The following is a 19676-nucleotide window of genomic DNA, read 5'->3' on the forward strand; positions in this document are numbered from 1 at the left end:
GCGCGATCAGCGCGAGCGACGCGAGCCGGTGGGACGTACGGTCGGCGCCGAGTCGCGCACGATGAGTCGCGTGGGAAGGGGGGTGCTCTCGCTCACGGTGTCGGGGTCTTCGACGGCCAGCAGCACCTTCTGCATGAGGATCTCTCCGAGGGCCGCGAAGTCCTGCCGCACCGTCGTCAGGGACGGGTAGAGGAATGCCGCCTCCGGGACATCGTCGATGCCGACGACACCGACGTCCTCCGGCACGCGCAGCCCACGCTCGCGCAGAGCCGAGAGCACGCCGATCGCCATGTGGTCGTTGGCGACGAAGATGCCCTCGCCCGGGGCGATGTCGGCCTCACCGGCGATGCGGTATCCGCTCTCGGCCGACCAGTCCCCGTGCACGAGGTCCATCGACTCGCTGCGCGAGGACGCGAGCTCTTCGCGCCACCCGCGGATGCGCTCGACGGCGTCGGGGTTTCGAGCGGGGCCGGCGATGTGGCGGATCGGGCCGTAGCCCGCCTCGCGCAGGTGTCGTACCGCGCTCCGGGCCGCTCGGTACTGGTCGATGGCGACCAGGCGCGGGTGCGGCCGACTCGTCGTCGCCGACGCCACGACCGGGATGTCGAGGTCGAGGGCCTGCACGGATGCCAGCACCTCGGTGTCCACAACGATGAGCACGATGGCATCCACTCGCTGCTTCAAGAGCCCGTCGATGGCCGCTCTCACCGCCACGGCGTCGCCCTGCGGGGAGCTGATGGCGTCGACGTTGTACCGCGCGGCGCGGGCCGCGAAGTTGAAGTTCATCGCGATCGACGAGGGGCCGTAGTCGACGCTGCCCGGGGTGACGAGGCCGATGGTGCGGGTCCGGCGCGTGACGAGGGCCCGGGCGGCCGGCGACGGGCTGTACCGCAGCTGCGCGATGGCCTGCTCGACTCGCGCGCGCGTGGCCGGGCGCACGTTCGGCATGTTGTTCAGGACGCGCGAGACCGTCTGATGCGAGACGCCCGCCAGGCGGGCCACATCGAAGATGTTCGCCGTACGCGCCGCTTTGTCGTCAGCCATGGACCGCCTCACCGGGACTCTCGTGCCCCGCCACGAGAGCCAGGAGGGCATCGGGGGTGAGATCGACGGCGGGGACGATCTGCGCGAGGACTCCGTCTCGCATGACCGCCACCAAGTGCGCCACGCGCAGCACCTCGTCGAGCTCGGCCGAGATGTAGATGATCGAGAGCCCGTTGTCGGACAGCTCACCGACGAGCCGCTGGATCTCCGCCTTGGCGCCCACGTCGATGCCCCGCGTGGGCTCGTCCAGGACGATCACGCGGGGTGAGAGAGCGAGCAGGCGCGCGAGAAGCACTTTCTGCTGGTTGCCGCCCGACAGCGTCGAGACCGGGCGATCGATGTCGGCGGGGCGGATGTGCAAAGCCTCGACCCAGCTGGTGGCCAGTTCGCGACGCCGCGCCGTGCTCATTCTCCGCAGCACTCCGCGCTGAGCCTGCAGCGCGAGGCTGATGTTGTCGAGGACGCTCAGGTCGCCGATGACGCCCTCGGTGCGACGGTTCTCGGACGAATAGGCGATCCGGCGACTCATGGCCTCACGCGGCGAACGGAATCGCGCCGACACACCATCGACGAGCACCTCGCCCGATCCCGGCTGGTCCACGCCGGTCAGCGCCCGGGCCAGCTCGCTTCGGCCGGAACCGAGAAGACCCGCGACCCCGATCACCTCCCCCTCGGCGAGATCGAGATCGGCCTCGCGCAGTCGGGAGCCGGCACTCAGGCCGCGTGCGCTGACGACAGCGGGACCCTCGCTGTCATCGACGGTGCGCTGGCCGAGGGGCGCGAGAACGTCCGCGGCGGCACCGAGCATCTTCTCCACGAGATCGATGCGCAACAGCTCCCTCGTGGCGTACTCACCGACGAGGTGGCCCCCACGCAGGACCGTGACGCGGTCGCAGATCTCGTAGACCTGGTCGAGGAAGTGCGAGACGAACACGACCGCGATGCCGGTGTCCTTCAGCTCGCGGATGACCCGGAAGAGCTCGGCGACCTCGTCGGCGTCGAGGCTCGAGGTCGGCTCGTCGAGGACGAGCACCTTGACGTCGACCGAGACCGCGCGAGCGATGGCGACGAGTTGCTGGATCGCCAGCGGATGCGAAGACAGGATCGAGGCCGGATCCACCTCGACACCCAGAGACGCCAGGGCGGATGTGGCCCGACGACGCATCGCGGCGTGGTCGATCATGCCCCACTTGCGGGGCTCGCGGCCGAGGGAGATGTTCTCGGCCACCGTGAGATTGGGGAGGAGATCGATCTCCTGGTAGACCGTCGAGATGCCGGCCGCCTGCGCCTCGGCGGGGGACGACAGTCGCACGGGCGCACCCTCGATGAGGATCTGGCCGCTGTCGAGGCGGAGGGCTCCGGTGATCGCCTTGATCAGCGTCGACTTGCCGGCACCGTTCTCGCCCATGAGCGAGTGGACCTCGCCGGCCTGCAGCCGGAAGTCGACGCCCGAGAGCGCCGACTCGACGCCGAAACGCACCGACGCCCCGCGCACCTCGAGAAGGGGCGGGGCGACGGCGGCGGGCATGGGGTCAATCATGCCCGCGTCGGGGCGAGAGCGCTAACACCGAGGCGGAGCGTGTTCCGCGCCGCCCCGGCCGGAAGTCAACGACTCAGGGCGGAGCGCGACACGATCACGCGCTGCACGACCACGAACAGCAGCAGCAGGGCGCCCACGGTGATGCGCGTCCAGGACTGTTCTGCTCCCGAGAAAGAGATGATCGTGCGGATCAGCCCGTAGACGAAGACGCCGATCATCGAGCCGAGGACGAACCCGCTGCCTCCGGTCAGCAGCGTGCCGCCGATGACCACCGCGGCGATGGTGTCCAGCTCGGTGCCTACGCCGTTCAGGGGGTAGCCGGCGCCCGAGTACGCGGTCAGGACGATACCGGCCAGGCCCGCGCACACACCGCTGATGACGTAGACCGACAGCTTGGCACGGACGACGGGAAGGCCCATCAGGCGAGCCGACTGCTCGTTGCCGCCCACCGCGTAGACCGTGCGTCCGAAACGCGTGTAGCGCAGGACGAACGCGGCGAGCGCGACGGTCAGCAGCGCGATGATGCCGGTCGGGGTGATGTACCAGCCCGCGAACGAGAAGCGCGTCGACTGCAGCCACAGCAGCCCTTCGTTGTCGACCTTGATCGATTCGAGGCTGACGACGAAGGCCAGGCCGCGAGCGAGGAACATCCCGATCAGCGACGCGATGAAGGGCTGCACGTCGAAGAACTGCACCAGCACGCCGATCAGCAGGCCTATCGCCGCGCCGATAAGCACCATCGCGGGGATGGCGACCGCGACCGGGACGCCGTCGCCGAGCATCTTCGCGCACAGGATGCCGGTGAACGCCATCACGGCTCCCACCGACAGATCGATGCCGCCGGTGAGGATGACGAAGGTCATGCCCACCGCGAGCACGAGCAGGTAGGCGTTGTCGAGCAGGATCGACGACATGATGCGGTTCAGCTGGAAGTTCGGGAAGTACCACATGGCCCCGGCGATCATCACGACGAGGATGACGACCGCGGCGAAGACGGGCACCCACGAGATGTGACGGCTGAGGAAGCGACGGTACGAGACCGCGGGCGACGACGTCGAGCGTCGTTCTTCGGTGAGAGTGGCCATCAGGACAGCACCTTTGCGTCAGGACGTCGGGTGATCGGACGGAGCGCGCTGCGCCCGGCCGTGTGGAAGTAGGCACGGAAGCGCTTCGACTGCAGCAGCACCACGATGAGCACCGCCGCGGCCATGAACACGGGGCTGACCGCGGGCGGAACACCGAGGAAGGTGATGGTGCTCTTCAGCGTCTGGATGGTGAAGACGCCCACGACGGTGCCGGCGAGGCTGAACTTTCCCCCCGCGAGCGAGGTACCGCCCAGAACGACCGCGAGGATGGCATCCAGTTCGATGTAGAGACCGGCGGCGTTGGCGTCGGCGGCCATGATGTTCGAGCTGTAGAGGATGCCCGCGATGCCCGCGAGGGCGCCGCTGGCGATGTAGGCCCCCCAGATGATGCCGCGCGAGCGGACACCCGCCAGGCGGCTGGCCTCGGGGTTGATGCCGACCGCCTCGGTCAGCATGCCGAGGGCCGTTCGCCGTTCGAGGATGCCGACGACGATCACCGCGAAGATCGCGACGAAGAACGCGAAGGGGAGGCCGAAAACGTACCCGCCGGCGATGAACTTGTAGGGATCGCTGTTGATCGTGGTGATGAAGCCGCCCGTGATGAGCAGGGCGACCCCGCGTCCGGCGAGCATGAGCACCAGCGTCGCGATGATCGGCTGGATGCCGAGCACCGAGACGAGGAAGCCGTTCCAGACACCGAGGATCAGGGCGACGCCGACCGCTGCGGCGATCGCGGTGAAGACCACCCCGAGGTTGCCGGGGTCGGGCGAGGCCTCGATGACGGTGAGCGCGACGGCCCCCGAGACGGCCATGATCGCGCCGACCGAGAGGTCGATGCCGCGAGTGGCGATGACCAGGGTCATCCCGAGGGCGACGAGCATGAGGGGCGCGCTGTTGCGCAGGATGTCGATCAGCGACCCGTAGAACTGACCGTTCTGCACCGTGATGCTCAGGAAGGACGGCCGCGAGATCGTGTTGATGGCGATGAGCGCGAGCAGAGCCGCGATCGGCCACACGAGGCGGTGGGTGAGGAATTTCTTCATGCGATCTTCTCCCGATCGGACGACGGTGTCTCGGGTGCGGCGTGCGGCGTTTCGGCGGTCGCCGACTCGGATTGCCCCTCGGCGATGTAGGCCACGAGGGCGTCGAGGTCGACGTCTCGGGTGGCCAGTTCGCCGATCTTACGACGGTCGCGCAACACGGCCACGCGCTGCGCGAGGCGCAGGACCTCTTCGAGTTCGGACGAGATGAAGATGACCGCGAGGCCCTTCTCGGCGAGCTCGGCGACCTTGCGTTGGATATCGGCCTTCGCACCGACGTCGATGCCGCGGGTGGGTTCGTCGAGGATGAGCAATTCGGGGGCGGTGGCGAGCCATCGTGCCAGCAGCACCTTCTGCTGGTTGCCGCCCGAGAGGTTTCGGATGAGGGCGTTGGGATCGGCCGGGCGCACGCCGAGGGCGGTGATGTACTCCTCGACGACCGCCTGCTTCTCGGCCGCGCTGATCTTGCGCAGCGCTCCCCGGCGGGCCTGGATGCCGAGCACGATGTTCTCGGCGACGGTCAGGTCGCCGACGATGCCCTCGGCACGGCGGTCCTCGGACGAGAACGCGATGCCGCGGTCGAGAGCGTGACGGGGCGACCCGGTGCGCGCGCCCGAGCCGGACACCTGCACGGTGCCGTCGTCGGGCCGATCGGCGCCGGCGATCAGGCGGGCGAGTTCGGTGCGGCCGGAGCCCAGGAGCCCGGCCAGCCCCACGACCTCGCCCGGGTAGACGTCGAGGTCGACCGGCTCGAGGGCGTTCTTGCGCCCGAGCGACAGAGTGCGCAGCACCGGGGTTCCGGTGCGGTCGATCGGTCTCTCGGCACTGGCGGAGATCGCATCGAGCTCACCGAGCTCGCGGCCGATCATCTTCGCGACGAGCTGCTCGCGGCCGAGTTCGGCGACGGGGTACTCCCCCACCAGGGTGCCGTTGCGCAGCACCGTGAGACGGTCGGAGATCTCGTAGATCTGGTCGAGGAAGTGCGAGACGAAGAGGATGGCCACGCCGCGGTCGCGCAGATCCCGGATGACGCCGAACAGCTGCTCGACCTCCCCGCGGTCGAGGCTCGAGGTGGGCTCGTCGAGCACGAGGACCTTGGTGTCGACGACCATGGCGCGGCTGATCGCGACCAGCTGCTGCACGGCGATCGAGTGGCTGGCCAGGATCGATCGGGTATCGATATGCACGCCCAGCTCGGCGAGGTAGGTGGCGGCCGCGGCGTGCGTGGCCTTCCAGTCGACCATGCCGGCGCGACGGATCTCGTTGCCGAGCATGACGTTCTCACCGACGGTGAGGTTCTGGCAGAGGTTGACCTCTTGATAGACGGTGGCGATGCCCGCGGCCTGGGCGTCGGCGGTGGCGCGGAACTGACGCTCGGTCCCGCCGACGCGGATGACGCCTTCGTCGATCCCGTACACGCCGGTCAGGGCCTTGATGAGGGTGGACTTTCCGGCGCCGTTCTCTCCCATGAGGGAGTGCACTTCGCCGGCGTAGAGGGTGAAGTCCACGCCGTCGAGCGCCTTCACCCCGGGGAACTGGATGCTGATGCCGCGCATCGCGACCACGGCTGCCCGTTCGGCTGTCTGCACGGCGACCCGTTCGAATGTCATTGTCGATCGCTTTCTCGGATCGGGAGCGTGCGGGGCCGGTGGATACCGACCCCGCACGCCGGGGAGGATGTTCCGTCGATGCCGGGGTGTCGTCGAGGGGAGTCGACGACGGATCCCTGCGGATCAGTAGGGGCGGCTGTCCAGGACCTTCTTGGCCTGCTCCTGGTCGAACGCCTGGTCCTCGACGATGTAGCTCTTGTCGACGGACTCGCCGGCCACGACCTTCTTCACGACCTCGGCGGTCTTCTCACCGAGGAGCGGGTTGCACTCGACGATGTAGTTGAACTCGCCGTTGGAGAGGGCGGTCATGCCGTCCTTCACCGCGTCGATGGTGACGATCTTGATGTCGGTGCCGGGCTTGAGGCCCGCGGCCTTGATCGCCTCGAGGGCGCCGAGGCCCATGTCGTCGTTGTGCGCGAAGAGCAGGTTGATCTGCGAGCCGTACTTCTGGAGGAAGCCCTCCATGACGGTCTTGCCGTCGGCGCGGGTGAAGTTGCCGGTCTGCGAGTCGAGCACCTTGATGTCGGTGCCCTTGATCGCCTCGTTGAAGCCGGTGGCGCGGTCGGTGGCGGCCGAGGAGCCCGTGGTGCCCTCGAGCACGACGAGGTTGGTCGGCGTCGAGCCGAAGTTCTCGGCGGCCCACTTGCCCGCGGTCTCGCCCTCCTGCTTGAAGTCGAGGCCGATCCAGCTCGCGTAGAGGTCGTCGGATGCCGAGACCGTGCGGTCTTCGAGGATCACCGGGATGTTGGCATCCTTCGCCTCCTTCAGGACGTCGTCCCAGCCGTCGCTCACGATGGGGGCGAGCACGATGGCGTCGACACCCTGGTTGATGAAGCTGCGGACGGCGGCGATCTGCGCCTCGGGCTTGTTGTCGGCCGCGTTGAAGACGAGGTTGAAGCCGTTGGCCTCGCTGAACGCCTCTTTCATGGACTCGGTGTTGGCGCTGCGCCACCCGCTCTCGGAGCCGGTCTGGGCGAAGCCGACCGTGATCTTGTCGCCGCTGCCGCCACCGGCGTTTCCGCCGCCGCCCGCACCGGCACAGCCGGTCGCCGTGAACGCGATCGCGCCGACGAGCGCGATGCCCGCGATGATCTTGTTCGCCTTCATGATGAAACCTCCTCGTTTCGCCGGCTCCGATGCCGGTCATGTGATGCAGCCCCTCGGGTGAGCCGTGTGTAAATGTTAGCGCTCACAGGTCGCGATGTGTCAAGCAATTTCACGCCGCAGAAAATCACGGATCGATAAATGTGAAGCCTCACACCAGCGAGGGATCGCTCGGCGTGATCGCTGTCAGCGTTTCGTCGTGTTGCACCCCGCGGGCCCATCCGCCGCGGAAACGCCTACCGTCGTAGACATGACTTCGCTTCCGCACGGCGCCCCCGAGAGCACCCCCGCCATCGGCACCTCGGTCTCGGCGGACGACTTCAAGAGGGCGTTCCGCGGCCACCCCGGCGGCATCGCCGTCATCACCGCGTACGGCGAGAACGGCCCCGTCGCCCTCACCGCCTCGTCGGTGTCGTCGGTGAGCGCCGACCCGCCGCTGCTGATCTTCTCGGTGTCCGCGCTCTCGTCGGCGACGCCCACGATCGTCACCGCCGACACGATCGTGGTGCACCTGCTCGACGCCGAAGACATCGCTCTCGCCCGCGCGGGAGCCACCAGCGGCCTCGACCGCTTCGCCGACACCTCCACCTGGTCGCGCCTGTCCACCGGCGAGCCCGTCTACCACGGCGTGCGCGCGTGGCTGCGGTGCAAGGTCGTCAGCCGGATGGATGCCGGCGGCTCCACCGTCATCGCCGCTCAGGCCCTGCAGGTCGACGTCGAGCGCGATCTCGAGCCGGGCGAGCCGGGTGCGGCGCTGGTCTACCACAACCGCGCGTGGCACCGCCTCGGCGAGCACTCGCGCCTCGACGACTGACCGCGCCGGGCGGCGCGTACGGCGGCGGGAATGGAACTGTGCGGGGGCTTCTGGACCGCCCGCGGGTGAGCATCAGTGCGCGGCTGCGCCGCGTCGCGTCAGTCGCGAGATGCCGGTCACGACGCCCACGATGATGAGCCCCAGGATCAGCCCGAAGACAGCCGACATCGCGGTCTCGACGATCCACACCACCACGGGACCGGCGGCCTCGATCGCGTGCGTAACGAGATGGCCCACGTCGTAGGGTCCTGACCACAGCGTCTCGGCGAGGTTCTGCAGCACGAGGTGTCCACCGACCCACAGCATCGCGACGGTGCCGATCACGCTGATCACGCGGAAGACCGCGGGCATGGATGCCACGACCCGAGCACCGAAACGACGGACGCCCCGCGACGGGCTCTTCATGAACCGCAGACCGATGTCGTCGATCTTCACCAGCAGCGCGACCGCGCCGTAGACGACCACCGTCATGGCCAGGCCGATGACGAGCAAGGCCCCCAGCGTCATCCAGATGCCGAAGTCGGGGTCGAGGCTCGACAGGGCGATGAGCATGATCTCGGTGCTGAGGATGAGGTCGGTGCGGACGGCACCGAGGACGAGCTTCTTCTCGTCGCGCGGCTCGTCGGCGCCGTGCTCGCCGTGACTGACGCCGAACCATTCGAGCACCTTCTCGGCACCCTCGAAGCAGAGGAAGCCGCCGCCGATGATGAGGAGGTACGGCAGCACCCACGGCGCGAAGGCGGTGAGCAGGAGTGCGATCGGGATGATGATCACGTACTTGTTGATGATGCTGCCCAGCGCGATCTTCCAGACCACGGGCAGCTCGCGCGCGGGGGTGAGCCCCTGCACGTACTGCGGAGTCACGGCGGCGTCGTCGATCACGACCCCGGCGGTCTTCGCGCTGGCGCGCATGGCGGCGCTGAGGATGTCATCGACGACGGCGAGCAGACCGACCGACATGCGCTTCTCCCGGGGGTGCGAGGGGCACGGCGCATGCGCACCGCAGGCACGACCCTATCGGGCCGGGGCGCCGCCTCGACGGGGGTGGCGCGCGGGGTCGCTTCGCGCGGGGGGGGGGATCGTGCGAGCGGAGGACATTCCGCGGCGTCAGGTCCCCCGCTCGCCGATTCTCCTCCTGTCCAGGCGCTGTGTTCCGCGCACGCCCGTGGTTAGGGTGAGGCCAACACGAGCAGCAGGGGGTCGTATGTCGTTCATCACGCGAGGGTTCTCGGGCCGGCGACGGGAGCGCGATCCGCGGCTTCCGCCCGGGCAGACGCTCGTCGGCGACTGGCCCGTGCTCTCGGCCGGCCCGACCCCCGTCGTCGCCGACGAGACGTGGGAGTTCGCGATCGGTACGGAGAACGGTGTGCACCGCTGGACCCACGCCGAACTCGAGGCGCTCGGGGTGGAGGACATCACCGTCGACATCCACTGCGTCACGCATTGGACCAAACTCGACATGCCCTGGCGGGGTGTCTCGCTCGACCGCCTCTTCGCCGAGGTCGAGACCTCGCACCGCTACGCGATGGTGCACTCCTTCGGCGGCTACACGACGAACATCGCGCTCGACGACCTGCTCGGCGGCAAGAGCTGGATCGCCTTCGAAGCCGACGGAGCACCGCTCACCCCCGAGCACGGGGGACCCGCACGGTTGCTCGTGCCCCACCTGTACTTCTGGAAGAGCGCGAAGTGGGCGCAGGGGCTCGTTACGATGCCGAACGACAAATCCGGGTTCTGGGAGCAGAACGGCTACCACTCGCACGGCGACCCGTGGCGGGAAGAGCGCTACGGGTGACCCGCCGCTCCCCCGCCTGGCACGTCGCAACCGTCGTCGACTCGCATCCCGAGACCACGACGGCGCGCCGCATCGAGCTCGAGGTGCCCACCTGGCCCGGCAATGACGCGGGCGCTCACGTCGACGTCCGCCTGACGGCGCCCGACGGCTACCAGGCGTCTCGTTCGTACTCCCTGGCCTCGTCGGGCGCGGGCACGCGTCTCGTGCTCGCCGTCGACGAGGTGCCCGAGGGAGAGGTATCGCCCTTCCTCGTGCACGACCTCCGTGCGGGAGACCAGATCGAGGTGCACGGTCCCCTCGGCGCGTTCTTCATCTGGCATCCCTCCGACGACCCTTCGCCCGTGCAGCTGATCGCCGGAGGCTCGGGCGTCGTGCCCCTCTTCGCGATGGCGTCGGCGCACGCGGCGAGCGACGACCCCGCGCCGTTCCGCCTGCTGTATTCGGTGCGTTCTCCCGGAGACGTATTCTTCGCGGACGAGCTGACCGCCCTCACCGACGACCGCTTCCGTCGGGACATGGTCTACACCCGTCGCGCGCCGACCGGGTCGTCGGTACCCCCCGGCCGAGTGACACCCGAAAGCCTGCGCAGCGCCGCGTTTTCCCCACACGAGCGGCCGCGCATCTACGTCTGCGGCCCGACCCCCTTCGTCGAGGCCGTCGCGAGGTGGCTCATCGACGCCGGACATGATCCCGCCCACGTGCGAACGGAGAGGTTCGGAGGCGCCTGAACGGCTCCGCTCGACGGTGATGCCCCGGGGCGGTCTGACCGTCAGGCTTCTCGAGGTGGGATGCCACGGCATCCGTCGTCCGCCGAGCCCATTGCGGAAAGCGGGGAGAGGTGGCCTCGGCCGTCGTGCACGCGAGCGCGATGGAACTCGTCGCCGCTGCCCCGGCTGAGCCCGTACCTGCATTCGACCGACGCGCCCTTTGGCAGACAGGGCGGACGACAGGAACGAGAAAAGCCCCGGCGCGCCGGGGCTTTTTCTGCGGAGACGGAGGGATTTGAACCCTCGGTCCCCTTACGGGGACTCCACCTTAGCAGGGTGGTGCACTAGGCCTGACTATGCGACGTCTCCAGGTGATCGACGCCTGACGGCGCGAGCACACCGGTCCATACTAACCGGATGCCGCCCGGCATTCGAACCACGTTCGAGATGCCGGGCGGCAAGGCTCAGCCGCGGACGTTTCCGTTCGAGCAGGTGGACTGCGCGGCGGTCTGTCCGGCGATGCCGCTCGGCAGCTGGATCGCGTCCGACGTGGGCGCGGGCGAGGCCTGAGAGGTCGCGGTCGGCGTCGGGCTGGCGGTCTCTACCGGGGCGGGCGTCTGGGTGGGAGCCGGCGTCGCATTCTTGTCCACGACCACGCCGTTGCCGTCGCTGAGATTGCCCGACAGCTCGAGGGGCTGATTCGCCGAGAGAGCCGCCCACAGCGTGTCGGCGTCGGTGCGATCGGGCACGACGCGGTTGGGGTTGGAGGGGTCGGTGTACGTCGGGTACTGGATGAACACGATCTCGTTGAACGGCACGTCCTTGACCGCGGAGGCGATCTGCACGAGCGTCAGCGGGTTCGTCAGCGAGGTCGAGGGGTCGACGTTGCGCAGCGCGGTCGAGGCGAGCTTGTAGAGCGTCGCGGGGTTCGACAGCACGTCCTGGCTCTTGAGCTTGTTCGCCAGACGCGACATGTACTGCTGCTGGTTCGAGATGCGGCCCAGGTCGCCGCCGTCGCCGACACCGTGACGGGTACGGAGGAACTGCAGAGCGTCGAGGCCCTGCACCGTGCGCATGCCGGCGGGCCAGTCGATGCCGGTGTAGCGGTCCTTGATGCCGTTGGCGATGCAGACGTCGACGCCGCCGATCGCATCGGTGATGTTGATGACGCCGCCGAAGCTCACCTTCGCGGCGAAGGGGATCTCGAGACCGCTCAGCTCAGAGACGGTCTGCACGACGCACGAGAGTCCGCCGTACGAGAACGCGGAGTTGATCTGCTGCTTGCTCATCGCGGAGGTCTCGTTGCCGTCCTTGTCGGTGCACGAGGGGATCGGCACCATGAGGTCGCGAGGGAACGAGATGACCGTGACGCGGCGAGGCGCGTCAGAGATGTGCACGAGCATGTTGACGTCGTTGAGGCTGCCCTCGGAGTCGGCGCCGGTGCAACGGTCGCCGAAGAGCTGGGCGAAGCTCGGCTCGCATTCGTCGGTACCGACGAGGAGCATGTTCACGCCGCCCTTGAGCTCTCCGAGGTCCGGCGGAACGGCCGGCTGGCCCTTCAGCTCGACCGCGTCGGCGGTGAAGCTCTGGGTGAGGTCGACCGCGGCGTAAGCGAGGACGGCGCCGCCCGAGACCAAGAGGACGGCGAGGGCGATCGCCACACCGCGGAACAGCTGAGACAGAGGGCCCGGCGACGTGAGTCGCCCGTGACGCGCGACGGTTCGCTGACCGCGCGGGGTGGAGGTCTTGCTCACTCGGGTCCTTTCGAGACGGATGCCACCGGCCCGGCAGCACGTCGACCTCGACGAATCGGCGAGAGGTCGGGGTAATACTAGGGACCGCGATCTGTGAATGCCGTGAGGATCGGGCGTTTCATGCGCGTTCGTAACAGGCAGGTATCGCGGCGGGCGAAGACGACGAAGGCGGGCCCGATTGGGGCCCGCCTTCGTCGTGGCGGAGGGTGTGGGATTCGAACCCACGGGACATTGCTGCCCACTGGTTTTCAAGACCAGGTCCATCGGCCGCTCGGACAACCCTCCTGAACGCACCGAGTCTACCGAGCCGCGAACGCGGCGCGACACGACGGGACGTGAGCGCGGCGGCCCCGGGCGAACGTGCACCCGGGGCCGCCGGCCGAGCTCAGCCGAGCGGGCCGTAGAGAGCGGGCGTCGTGCGGGCGTGGGTCGCCTGCTCGAAGCCGTAGGCGAAGCCGAGCAACGGCCCCTCGGAGAAGTCGCGACCGAGGAATTCCAGATTCACTCCACCGGCCGTTCCTCCACTTGTCAGGACCTGTCCCATCGGCACCGTCACCGCCGGCAAGCCCGTGTTGGGGCTGAAGCGCATGTTGGCGGTCGAGACGACGGTGTAGGCGTTCGCGCTGGGATAGATGATGGCATCCAGCTTCTGCTCGTTCATGAAATCGGTCATGATCTGCTTGCCCTTGGCGAGCTGCAGGGTGTGCGACCCCTGCGGACCAGCCCAGGCCTGGTAGGTCGACTCCGTCACGGCTGCGCGTTGACCGTAGGGGTTGCTCGCGCGAGTCGGAACGATGTTCGGTGACTGCGAGATCGCGAGCAGGCTCCGCGCGCTCACCGAGGGGTTGAGGTACGCGTTCATGTAGTTCTGCAGGTCGTGGTTGAACTCCGGACCACTGCCGCTGCCCTCGCCCACGATGGCGTCAAACCCGGTGGGTGGGGTCAGCTCGACGACCGTCGCCCCCTTCGCTTCCAGCGCGTCTACCGCCTTCTCAAACGCCGCAACGGTCGATGTGTTCGTGCCCACCAGTCGGGGGAAGTACCCGAACTTCTTGTCATTCAGCGACCCGCTGTCGAGGTACGACGTGTAGGTCTCCGGCACCTTGCCGGCCTGCCGCGCGGTGACGGGGTCACCCGCGTCTTCGCCGACGACCGCGTCGAGGGCGATCGCGGCATCCTGGACCGAACGGGCGATCGGACCACCCGTGTCCTGCGAGAGCGCGAGGGGCACGATGCCGTCGCGGCTGGCGAGACCGACCGTCGGACGCACGCCCACGAGCTGGTTGTACGTCGAGGGGATGCGGATCGACCCACCGGTGTCGGTGCCGAAGCCGATGCCGGCAAGGTTGGCCGCGATGGCCGCTCCCGTTCCTCCGCTCGAGCCGCCGGAGGTCTGGGTGGTGTCGTAGGGGCTCGAGACGGTCAGCGCCGTTCCGTTGGGCTGGAAGGCCGACCACTGCGACGACAGGTTGATGGCGAACTCGTCCATCGAGGCCTTGGCGACGATGACCGCTCCGTCGGCGCGGAGGCCCTTCACCATCGTGGCGTCGGTCGAGGTCTGGTTGCCGTTCCAGCAGCCGCAGCCGGCGGTGGTGGGCATGTCGACGGTGTTGTAGTTGTCCTTCAGGGCGACGGGGATGCCGAGGAGCATTCCGGTCATGCCCTTCTCGGCCCGGATCGCGTCGGCGGCCGCGGCAGCCTTCAGCGCGACCTCGCTCGTCGTGATGATCGAGTTGAGCGGGCGCACACCGGCGGGACGAACGACCTTGTCGTACGCCGCGATGCGGTCGAGGTACTGCTGGGTGAGCGACACCGACGTGATGACACCGGCGTTCATCGCCGCCTGCATCGCCACCGCGTCGGCCTCGACGATCTGGAAGGGGCCGTCGTCGTAGATGATGCGCTCCGAGAGAAGAGCGAGGTCGGATGCCGTCACGGCACCGTCGTCGTCGAGGTCGAAGCGCGCGGCATCCGCCCATCCGGCATCGCTCGAGGTCGTTCCCAGGTGCGGGGCGAGGGCCTCGAGGTCAGCCGTGGTCACCTGCTCATCGCCGGTGACGTCGAGCTCGGTGTAATACGGCGCCTGGAAGGGAGCCTCGACGGGAGCGGGAGCGGGAGCGGGAGCGGCGAGGGCAGCGGCCGGAGCGACGACGGCCCCGGCGACGACGACGCCGAGCGAGGCGGACACGGCCAGAACACGGCGGGCCAGGGGGGTCATGACGGATCCTTCACGAGAGGGGACGGACGAGCGGAACGCGGTCATTCGCGCACCGCCTGACGACGGCGGAGCACGATCAGCGCGCCTCCGGCGACGAGGGCGACACCGAGGGCGCCGGAGATCAACCACGGGGTCGCATCGATCCCCGTCGTCGCGAGGTCACCCGGGCCCTGGGCCGCGGGCGCCGGGGTGGCCGTGGCCGATGCGGAGGCCGAGGGAGACGACGGCTGCGACACCGAGGGCTGCGGCACGGGAGCGGGCACTGCCGCGATGACGACGGTTCCGGATGCCACGGCGGTCGCCGTCACCACCGCTCCGGTCGACGACACCAGACGCACCGACGACAGCTGGACAAGGGCGGACCCCGCCGCGAAAGAACGGAGAGGGACGGATGCCAGGACCACATCGCTCGCCCCCGAGAGTCCCGGAGACGACCCGAGGCGCGTGTGCGAGACGGTGAGCGTGCCGGGCCCGGTGACGCTCGAGGTGAATCCGCCGGCGGGACCGGTGGGCGCGTCGGCGCCGGGCTCGACGAACGCGGGGTCGTAGGTGAGCTCCAGGTCGTACGAGTACAGGTCGCTCACCGCCGCCCCCGTGATGGTGGCAACGAACGACTCGCCCGCGGTGACGCTCGTCGGGCTCAGCGCGAGCGAGAGCGTCGCGGCGGGAGGCGCGGCGTGAGCCGCGGGCGCGGCAGCCAGAGGCCCGAAGAGGGCCAGGGCCGCCACGAGGACGACGCCGAGACGGCGTGACGCTCTCGGGCGTGGGACGGGGCTGTGTGAAGACATGGGGGGCAGGCTCCTCGGGTGATGGAACGAGCACGATCACGGGCCGCGCAGGCCTCTCGGCATCCGGAGATCGTGAGGGGTGCCCCGACTCTGACAGGGCAGCATGTCGGACAAGTTGCCGCACATTTCCATCGCATATCCATAGGCACATCAAACGGCTTTCTCAGGTGCGTGAAGGGTCTCGTCCAGCCCCCGCGTTCGGGAGGACGCGCCGGATAGCGTCGACGTCATGGCGATGACGACCCGCGGCCCGCTGGCATCCTTCTTCCTCCGACTCGGAAGGCAGGTGTGGGTGCGCGCGGCGCTCTTCACGGTCATCGGCGTCGTCGTGGCCCTGGCCGCGGGTCTTCTCGGACCGCTCCTGCCGTTCCAGTTCGGTCTGGAGCTGGGCCAGGATGCCGTGGGCTCGCTGCTGCAGATCATCGCCACGGCGATGCTCACGGTGAGCACCTTCTCGGTGACGGCGATGGTCACGGCGTTCTCTTCGGCGACGACGACGGCGACCCCCCGCTCGACGCCCCTGCTGATCGCCGACACGACGTCGCAGAACGCCGTGTCGACCTTCGTCGGCGCCTTCACCTTCTCGCTCGTCGGGATCGTCGCCCTGTCGACGGGCTACTACCACCCGCAAGGGCGGGCGATCCTCTTCGTCAGCACACTGGTCGTCATCGGGATCGTCGTCTTCACCCTGCTGAGATGGATCTCACACCTGTCGACCTTCGGGCGGATGGCCGACGTCATCGACCGCGTGGAGAAAGCCGCCACGGCCTCCCTCGAGTGGCACGCGGAACGGCCGACGCTGGGGGCTCGCCCCTCGATCGCGCCGCCCTCGGGAGCCGTCGCCGTGCATGCCACTGAGGTGGGATACGTCACTCATGTCGACGTCGCAGGGCTCGACCGCGTCGCCCGCCAGCATGATCTCGAAGTGCACGTGCACGCCACACCCGGACGCATCGCCGACGCCCGCGTGCCCGTCGCCCTCGTCGCCGGCCGAGTCGACGACGCCGTCGAGGCGGCGGTGCGCCGGGCGTTCCGCATCGAGCACCACCGGACGTACGAACAGGACCCGCGGTTCGGGGTCATCGCCCTCACCGAGATCGGCAGCCGCGCGCTCTCGGCCGCGACCAATGATCCCGGAACGGCGATCGAGGTGATCGCCGCCCTGCAGCGAGTGTTCTCCCGAGCGTTCGCCGTCGAGATCGATCCGTCCGTCGCGTTCGAGCGGGTGTTCGTCCCCGCGCCGCACCTCACGGACCTCGTCGACGACGCCTTCCGCCCTCTGGCGCGCGACGGAGCGGCCGACGTCGAGGTACAGGTGCGCCTGCAGAAGTGCCTCGCCTCGCTCGCGGCATCCGCTCCGGACCGGGCCGAGGTCTTCCGGGATGCCGCCCGCGCGGCCCTCGCGCGCAGTCGGAGGGCGTTGGACCGCTCCGACGCGCACACCCTGCGTGCCGCCGCGCGAGAGGCGTGGGGCTCGCGCGGCGTCTAAGTGTCGCATACGCCGCAGTTATGGACTTGCTGCGCACGCGCGCGCAGAGATTGAACCCTCCCTGCGACCGGCGTAGACCGGGAACATCACCCCACGACCCGCCGGGCCGTTCGAGTTGAGGAGGTCATCATGGTCGTCACCACACTGTCCGCGCAGATCGTTCTCGCCGTCTTCGCGCTGGTCTACGCAGCATCCATCCTTGCCGCGATCGTCGTCATCCGTGACCCGCACGCGTCCGTCGGCCTCAAAGCCGCCTGGGCGACCGCACTGCTGCTGCTGCCCCCGATCGGTCTCGTCGCGTGGGAAGCGGCGCGCGTCGTCGACCACCGGGCGGCGAGTCGCCCCGCGACCGTCGTGGACCGCACCGCGTACCTCGCCGACCGCGCCGCGCACGTCGCGAGCGGCTCCGCGCGGGTCTGACCCCGCGGGGGCCGGTCGGCGCACCGCCGGGTGCCGACCGATCAGAGAGCGCGCAGGATCGCGGCGACGCCGCCCTCGGTGACCGAGAGGCCCACCTCGCCGGCTGCGGCGTGCACCTCGGGCGGACCCTGGTGCATCGCGACCGCGCGACCGCCGTTGCGGATCGCCCACTGCATCATCTCGATGTCGTTGCGGCCGTCGCCCATCACCAGCACGCTTTCGGGTGCGATGCCGAGCCAGCCGCGCACGAGTTCGAGGGCGGTCGACTTGTCCACGCCCTGCGGGGCGATGTCGAGCCACGCGGTCCACCCGATCGCGTACGACACCTGGCTGAGGCCGATGCGCTCGACGAGCTCGAGAAAATCCTGGTCGGTCTGCTCGGGCGCCACCACGACCACCCGGCAGACCGGCTGAAGCGAGAGCTCGGCGAACGACACCTTGTTCGCGCCCTGGAGGTTCCAGTCGTCGAGGTAGTCGGTGAACAGTCGCGAGCCGTCGGGCAGTTCGACGAGGAAGTGCGCATCGGGCAGGTGCTCGCCGAGAAGTGTCAGCACCTCTGTGGGGTCGAACGTCTCGACATGAGCACGCTCGTACACGGCGGCGTCGGCGTCTCCGACCCGGCGCATCACGATCGCACCGTTCGAGCAGACCGCATACTCGGGACGGATGCCGAGGCGATCCATGATGGGGCGGGTGCTGTCCCAGCTGCGACCGGTGGCGAGCATGACCTCGTGGCCGGCAGCCTGAGCTCCGGCCGCCGCCTCGACGACCCCGGGGCTCAGGGTGTCGTCTTCGAGCAGGACCGTGCCGTCGATGTCGAGGGCGATCAGCATGCGCCCCGCGGGCGCCTCATCGGCCAGATCGGCGACCAGGTCGGCCGCCTCCTGCTTCGGCGTGCTCTCGACGACACCGGTATCGGGCAGGGCGGCCTCGTCGGTCACGCGATCGGCTCCATGACCTCGAGACCGCCGAGGTACGGTCGCAGCACCTCGGGCACCGTCACCGACCCGTCGGCGCGCTGGTGCGTCTCGAGCAGGGCCACGATCCAGCGGGTCGTGGCCAGGGTGCCGTTCAGGGTGGCGACCGGCTGCGTCTTGCCGCCGTCCGGGCGGAAACGTGTGTCGAGGCGACGGGCCTGATAAGTCGTGCAGTTCGAGGTGCTGGTGAGCTCGCGGTAGGCGCCCTGCGTGGGCACCCACGCCTCGATGTCGAATTTGCGCGCGGCGCTCGAGCCGAGGTCGCCGGCCGCGACGTCGATCAGCCGGTAGGCGAGACCGAGGTCCTGCAGCATCGCCTCTTGCAGGGCGACGAGGCGCTCGTGCTCGGCCTCGGCGTCGGCCGGGTCGGTGTAGACGAACATCTCGAGCTTGTTGAACTGGTGCACGCGGATGATGCCGCGGGTGTCCTTGCCGTACGAGCCCGCCTCGCTGCGGTAGCAGGTGGACCACCCGGCGTAGCGTTTGGCGCCGCGCTCCAGATCGAGGATCTCGTCCATGTGGTACCCGGCGAGGGGAACCTCGCTCGTTCCCACGAGGTAGAGGTCTTCTTTGTCGAGGTGGTAGACCTCGTCGGCGTGCTGGCCGAGGAACCCGGTGCCGCGCATGACCTCGGGACGCACGAGCGTCGGAGGGATCATCGGGGTGAAACCGGCCTGCAACGCCCGGTCGAGAGCGAGGGTCATGAGCGCGAGCTCGAGACGCGCGCCGATCCCCGTGAGGAAGTAGAAGCGGCTGCCCGAGACCTTCGTGCCGCGCTCCATGTCGATCGCGCCGAGCTTCTCGCCGAGGGCGAGGTGGTCGAGCGGCTCGAAGTCGAAGGCGGGGATCTCGCCGTGGGTGCGGAGCGTGACGAAGTTCTCTTCGCCTCCGGAGGGCACTCCCTCGAGAACGATGTTCTCGATCTTGCCGAGGGCGGCGTCGGCGGCGACCTCGGCCTCGGCGACGGCGTGCTGAGCGGTCTTGACGCGCTCGCTGAGCTCTTTCGCCTCTGCCACGAGCGCGGCCTTCTCGTCTTTCGGTGCCTGCGCGACGCGCTTGCCGTGCGCGTTCTGCGCCGCACGCAGCTCTTCGAAGGCGGTGATGGCGGCGCGGCGGTCGCGGTCGGCGGCGAGGGCCTCGTCCACCGAATCCGGCGACTCCCCGCGGGCGATCTGGGAGCGCTTCACGAGCTCGGGATCTTCACGCAGCAGAGTCAGGTCGATCACGCGTCCATCCTATGGTCGCCGCCGGGGCGGATCCTGCGTCGTCCCGACCACGCGCTGCGGGTGCC

Annotated in this window: 17 protein-coding genes and 2 tRNA genes; 5 read left to right on the forward strand and 14 right to left on the reverse strand. The window is 69.0% G+C overall.

Annotation, left to right across the window (positions count from 1 at the left end; translation table 11 throughout):
* Positions 1-6: 6 nt before the first annotated feature.
* The 6 genes from OVA17_RS03650 to OVA17_RS03675 all read right to left on the reverse strand — a co-directional run bounded on the left by OVA17_RS03650 (position 7) and on the right by OVA17_RS03675 (position 7426).
* The gene (locus tag OVA17_RS03650; RefSeq protein ID WP_210076921.1) at positions 7-1044 is read right to left on the reverse strand and encodes a LacI family DNA-binding transcriptional regulator; all 1038 of its coding nucleotides are present in this window, start codon (positions 1042-1044) and stop codon (positions 7-9) included.
* On the reverse strand, positions 1037-2572 hold the full coding sequence (locus OVA17_RS03655; protein WP_267788249.1) for a sugar ABC transporter ATP-binding protein: 1536 nt from the start codon (positions 2570-2572) through the stop codon (positions 1037-1039). The genes OVA17_RS03650 and OVA17_RS03655 overlap by 8 nt, the downstream gene beginning before the upstream one ends.
* 77 nt (positions 2573-2649) lie before the next feature.
* Positions 2650-3669 carry an ABC transporter permease subunit gene (locus OVA17_RS03660; protein WP_210076919.1) on the reverse strand — a complete coding sequence of 340 codons (1020 nt, stop codon included), beginning with the start codon at positions 3667-3669 and terminating at the stop codon, positions 2650-2652.
* Positions 3669-4712, reverse strand: coding sequence for an ABC transporter permease (locus tag OVA17_RS03665; RefSeq protein ID WP_267788251.1), 1044 nt, complete (start codon positions 4710-4712; stop codon positions 3669-3671). The genes OVA17_RS03660 and OVA17_RS03665 overlap by 1 nt, the downstream gene beginning before the upstream one ends.
* Complete coding sequence (locus OVA17_RS03670) at positions 4709-6319, reverse strand: sugar ABC transporter ATP-binding protein (protein WP_210076917.1); 1611 nt, start codon at positions 6317-6319, stop codon at positions 4709-4711. Before OVA17_RS03670 ends, OVA17_RS03665 begins: the two co-directional genes overlap by 4 nt.
* A gap of 123 nt (positions 6320-6442) precedes the next feature.
* Complete coding sequence (locus OVA17_RS03675) at positions 6443-7426, reverse strand: ABC transporter substrate-binding protein (protein WP_115917206.1); 984 nt, start codon at positions 7424-7426, stop codon at positions 6443-6445.
* A gap of 247 nt (positions 7427-7673) precedes the next feature.
* On the opposite strand from OVA17_RS03675, the gene OVA17_RS03680 reads away from it, so the two are divergent.
* Positions 7674-8237, forward strand: a complete 564-nt coding sequence (locus OVA17_RS03680; RefSeq protein ID WP_267788254.1) for a flavin reductase family protein — start codon at positions 7674-7676, stop codon at positions 8235-8237.
* Between the two features lie 72 nt (positions 8238-8309).
* Here OVA17_RS03680 and OVA17_RS03685 read toward each other — a convergent pair whose 3' ends face one another.
* The gene (locus OVA17_RS03685; protein ID WP_267788256.1) at positions 8310-9197 is read right to left on the reverse strand and encodes a DUF808 domain-containing protein; all 888 of its coding nucleotides are present in this window, start codon (positions 9195-9197) and stop codon (positions 8310-8312) included.
* Positions 9198-9441: 244 nt separating this feature from the next.
* Between OVA17_RS03685 and OVA17_RS03690 the strand changes: the two genes are divergently transcribed.
* On the forward strand, positions 9442-10032 hold the full coding sequence (locus OVA17_RS03690) for a molybdopterin-dependent oxidoreductase (RefSeq protein WP_267788257.1): 591 nt from the start codon (positions 9442-9444) through the stop codon (positions 10030-10032).
* Positions 10029-10760 carry an FAD-binding oxidoreductase gene (locus OVA17_RS03695; RefSeq protein ID WP_267788259.1) on the forward strand — a complete coding sequence of 244 codons (732 nt, stop codon included), beginning with the start codon at positions 10029-10031 and terminating at the stop codon, positions 10758-10760. The genes OVA17_RS03690 and OVA17_RS03695 overlap by 4 nt, the downstream gene beginning before the upstream one ends.
* A 259-nt stretch (positions 10761-11019) precedes the next feature.
* On the opposite strand, the gene OVA17_RS03700 is transcribed toward OVA17_RS03695, so the two are convergent.
* From OVA17_RS03700 to OVA17_RS03720, 5 genes are all read right to left on the reverse strand, one after another.
* Positions 11020-11108 (reverse strand) — tRNA-Ser (locus tag OVA17_RS03700).
* A 95-nt stretch (positions 11109-11203) separates the two neighbouring features.
* On the reverse strand, positions 11204-12493 hold the full coding sequence (locus tag OVA17_RS03705) for an LCP family protein (RefSeq protein WP_210076911.1): 1290 nt from the start codon (positions 12491-12493) through the stop codon (positions 11204-11206).
* Positions 12494-12690: 197 nt separating this feature from the next.
* Positions 12691-12778: transfer RNA gene (locus OVA17_RS03710), tRNA-Ser, on the reverse strand.
* Between the two features lie 100 nt (positions 12779-12878).
* The gene (locus OVA17_RS03715) at positions 12879-14711 is read right to left on the reverse strand and encodes an amidase family protein (RefSeq protein WP_267788260.1); all 1833 of its coding nucleotides are present in this window, start codon (positions 14709-14711) and stop codon (positions 12879-12881) included.
* A gap of 41 nt (positions 14712-14752) precedes the next feature.
* The gene (locus tag OVA17_RS03720; RefSeq protein ID WP_267788262.1) at positions 14753-15499 is read right to left on the reverse strand and encodes a cohesin domain-containing protein; all 747 of its coding nucleotides are present in this window, start codon (positions 15497-15499) and stop codon (positions 14753-14755) included.
* A 229-nt stretch (positions 15500-15728) separates the two neighbouring features.
* On the opposite strand from OVA17_RS03720, the gene OVA17_RS03725 reads away from it, so the two are divergent.
* Both OVA17_RS03725 and OVA17_RS03730 read left to right on the forward strand, forming a co-directional pair.
* Positions 15729-16988: a DUF2254 domain-containing protein gene (locus OVA17_RS03725; protein ID WP_267788263.1), complete on the forward strand. Its 1260-nt coding sequence runs from the start codon at positions 15729-15731 to the stop codon at positions 16986-16988.
* Positions 16989-17117: 129 nt separating this feature from the next.
* Positions 17118-17408, forward strand: a complete 291-nt coding sequence (locus OVA17_RS03730) for a PLDc N-terminal domain-containing protein (RefSeq protein ID WP_267788264.1) — start codon at positions 17118-17120, stop codon at positions 17406-17408.
* A 41-nt stretch (positions 17409-17449) separates the two neighbouring features.
* On the opposite strand, the gene OVA17_RS03735 is transcribed toward OVA17_RS03730, so the two are convergent.
* Positions 17450-18349, reverse strand: coding sequence for an HAD family hydrolase (locus tag OVA17_RS03735; protein WP_267788265.1), 900 nt, complete (start codon positions 18347-18349; stop codon positions 17450-17452).
* On the reverse strand, positions 18346-19611 hold the full coding sequence (gene serS, locus OVA17_RS03740) for a serine--tRNA ligase (protein ID WP_267788266.1): 1266 nt from the start codon (positions 19609-19611) through the stop codon (positions 18346-18348). Before serS ends, OVA17_RS03735 begins: the two co-directional genes overlap by 4 nt.
* Positions 19612-19676 lie beyond the last annotated feature (65 nt).

The organism is Microbacterium sp. SL75 (assembly GCF_026625865.1).
Lineage (GTDB): Bacteria > Actinomycetota > Actinomycetes > Actinomycetales > Microbacteriaceae > Microbacterium.

What these genes read in the sequence shown, in the direction of transcription:
- OVA17_RS03650 (WP_210076921.1), bottom strand. Translation starts at nt 1,044, where the DNA reads ATGGCTGACGACAAAGCGGCGCGTACGGCGAACATCTTCGATGTGGCC.
- OVA17_RS03655 (WP_267788249.1), bottom strand. Translation starts at nt 2,572, where the DNA reads ATGCCCGCCGCCGTCGCCCCGCCCCTTCTCGAGGTGCGCGGGGCGTCG.
- OVA17_RS03660 (WP_210076919.1), bottom strand. Translation starts at nt 3,669, where the DNA reads ATGGCCACTCTCACCGAAGAACGACGCTCGACGTCGTCGCCCGCGGTC.
- OVA17_RS03665 (WP_267788251.1), bottom strand. Translation starts at nt 4,712, where the DNA reads ATGAAGAAATTCCTCACCCACCGCCTCGTGTGGCCGATCGCGGCTCTG.
- OVA17_RS03670 (WP_210076917.1), bottom strand. Translation starts at nt 6,319, where the DNA reads ATGACATTCGAACGGGTCGCCGTGCAGACAGCCGAACGGGCAGCCGTG.
- OVA17_RS03675 (WP_115917206.1), bottom strand. Translation starts at nt 7,426, where the DNA reads ATGAAGGCGAACAAGATCATCGCGGGCATCGCGCTCGTCGGCGCGATC.
- OVA17_RS03680 (WP_267788254.1), top strand. Translation starts at nt 7,674, where the DNA reads ATGACTTCGCTTCCGCACGGCGCCCCCGAGAGCACCCCCGCCATCGGC.
- OVA17_RS03685 (WP_267788256.1), bottom strand. Translation starts at nt 9,197, where the DNA reads ATGTCGGTCGGTCTGCTCGCCGTCGTCGATGACATCCTCAGCGCCGCC.
- OVA17_RS03690 (WP_267788257.1), top strand. Translation starts at nt 9,442, where the DNA reads ATGTCGTTCATCACGCGAGGGTTCTCGGGCCGGCGACGGGAGCGCGAT.
- OVA17_RS03715 (WP_267788260.1), bottom strand. Translation starts at nt 14,711, where the DNA reads ATGACCCCCCTGGCCCGCCGTGTTCTGGCCGTGTCCGCCTCGCTCGGC.
- OVA17_RS03720 (WP_267788262.1), bottom strand. Translation starts at nt 15,499, where the DNA reads ATGTCTTCACACAGCCCCGTCCCACGCCCGAGAGCGTCACGCCGTCTC.
- OVA17_RS03725 (WP_267788263.1), top strand. Translation starts at nt 15,729, where the DNA reads ATGGCGATGACGACCCGCGGCCCGCTGGCATCCTTCTTCCTCCGACTC.
- OVA17_RS03730 (WP_267788264.1), top strand. Translation starts at nt 17,118, where the DNA reads ATGGTCGTCACCACACTGTCCGCGCAGATCGTTCTCGCCGTCTTCGCG.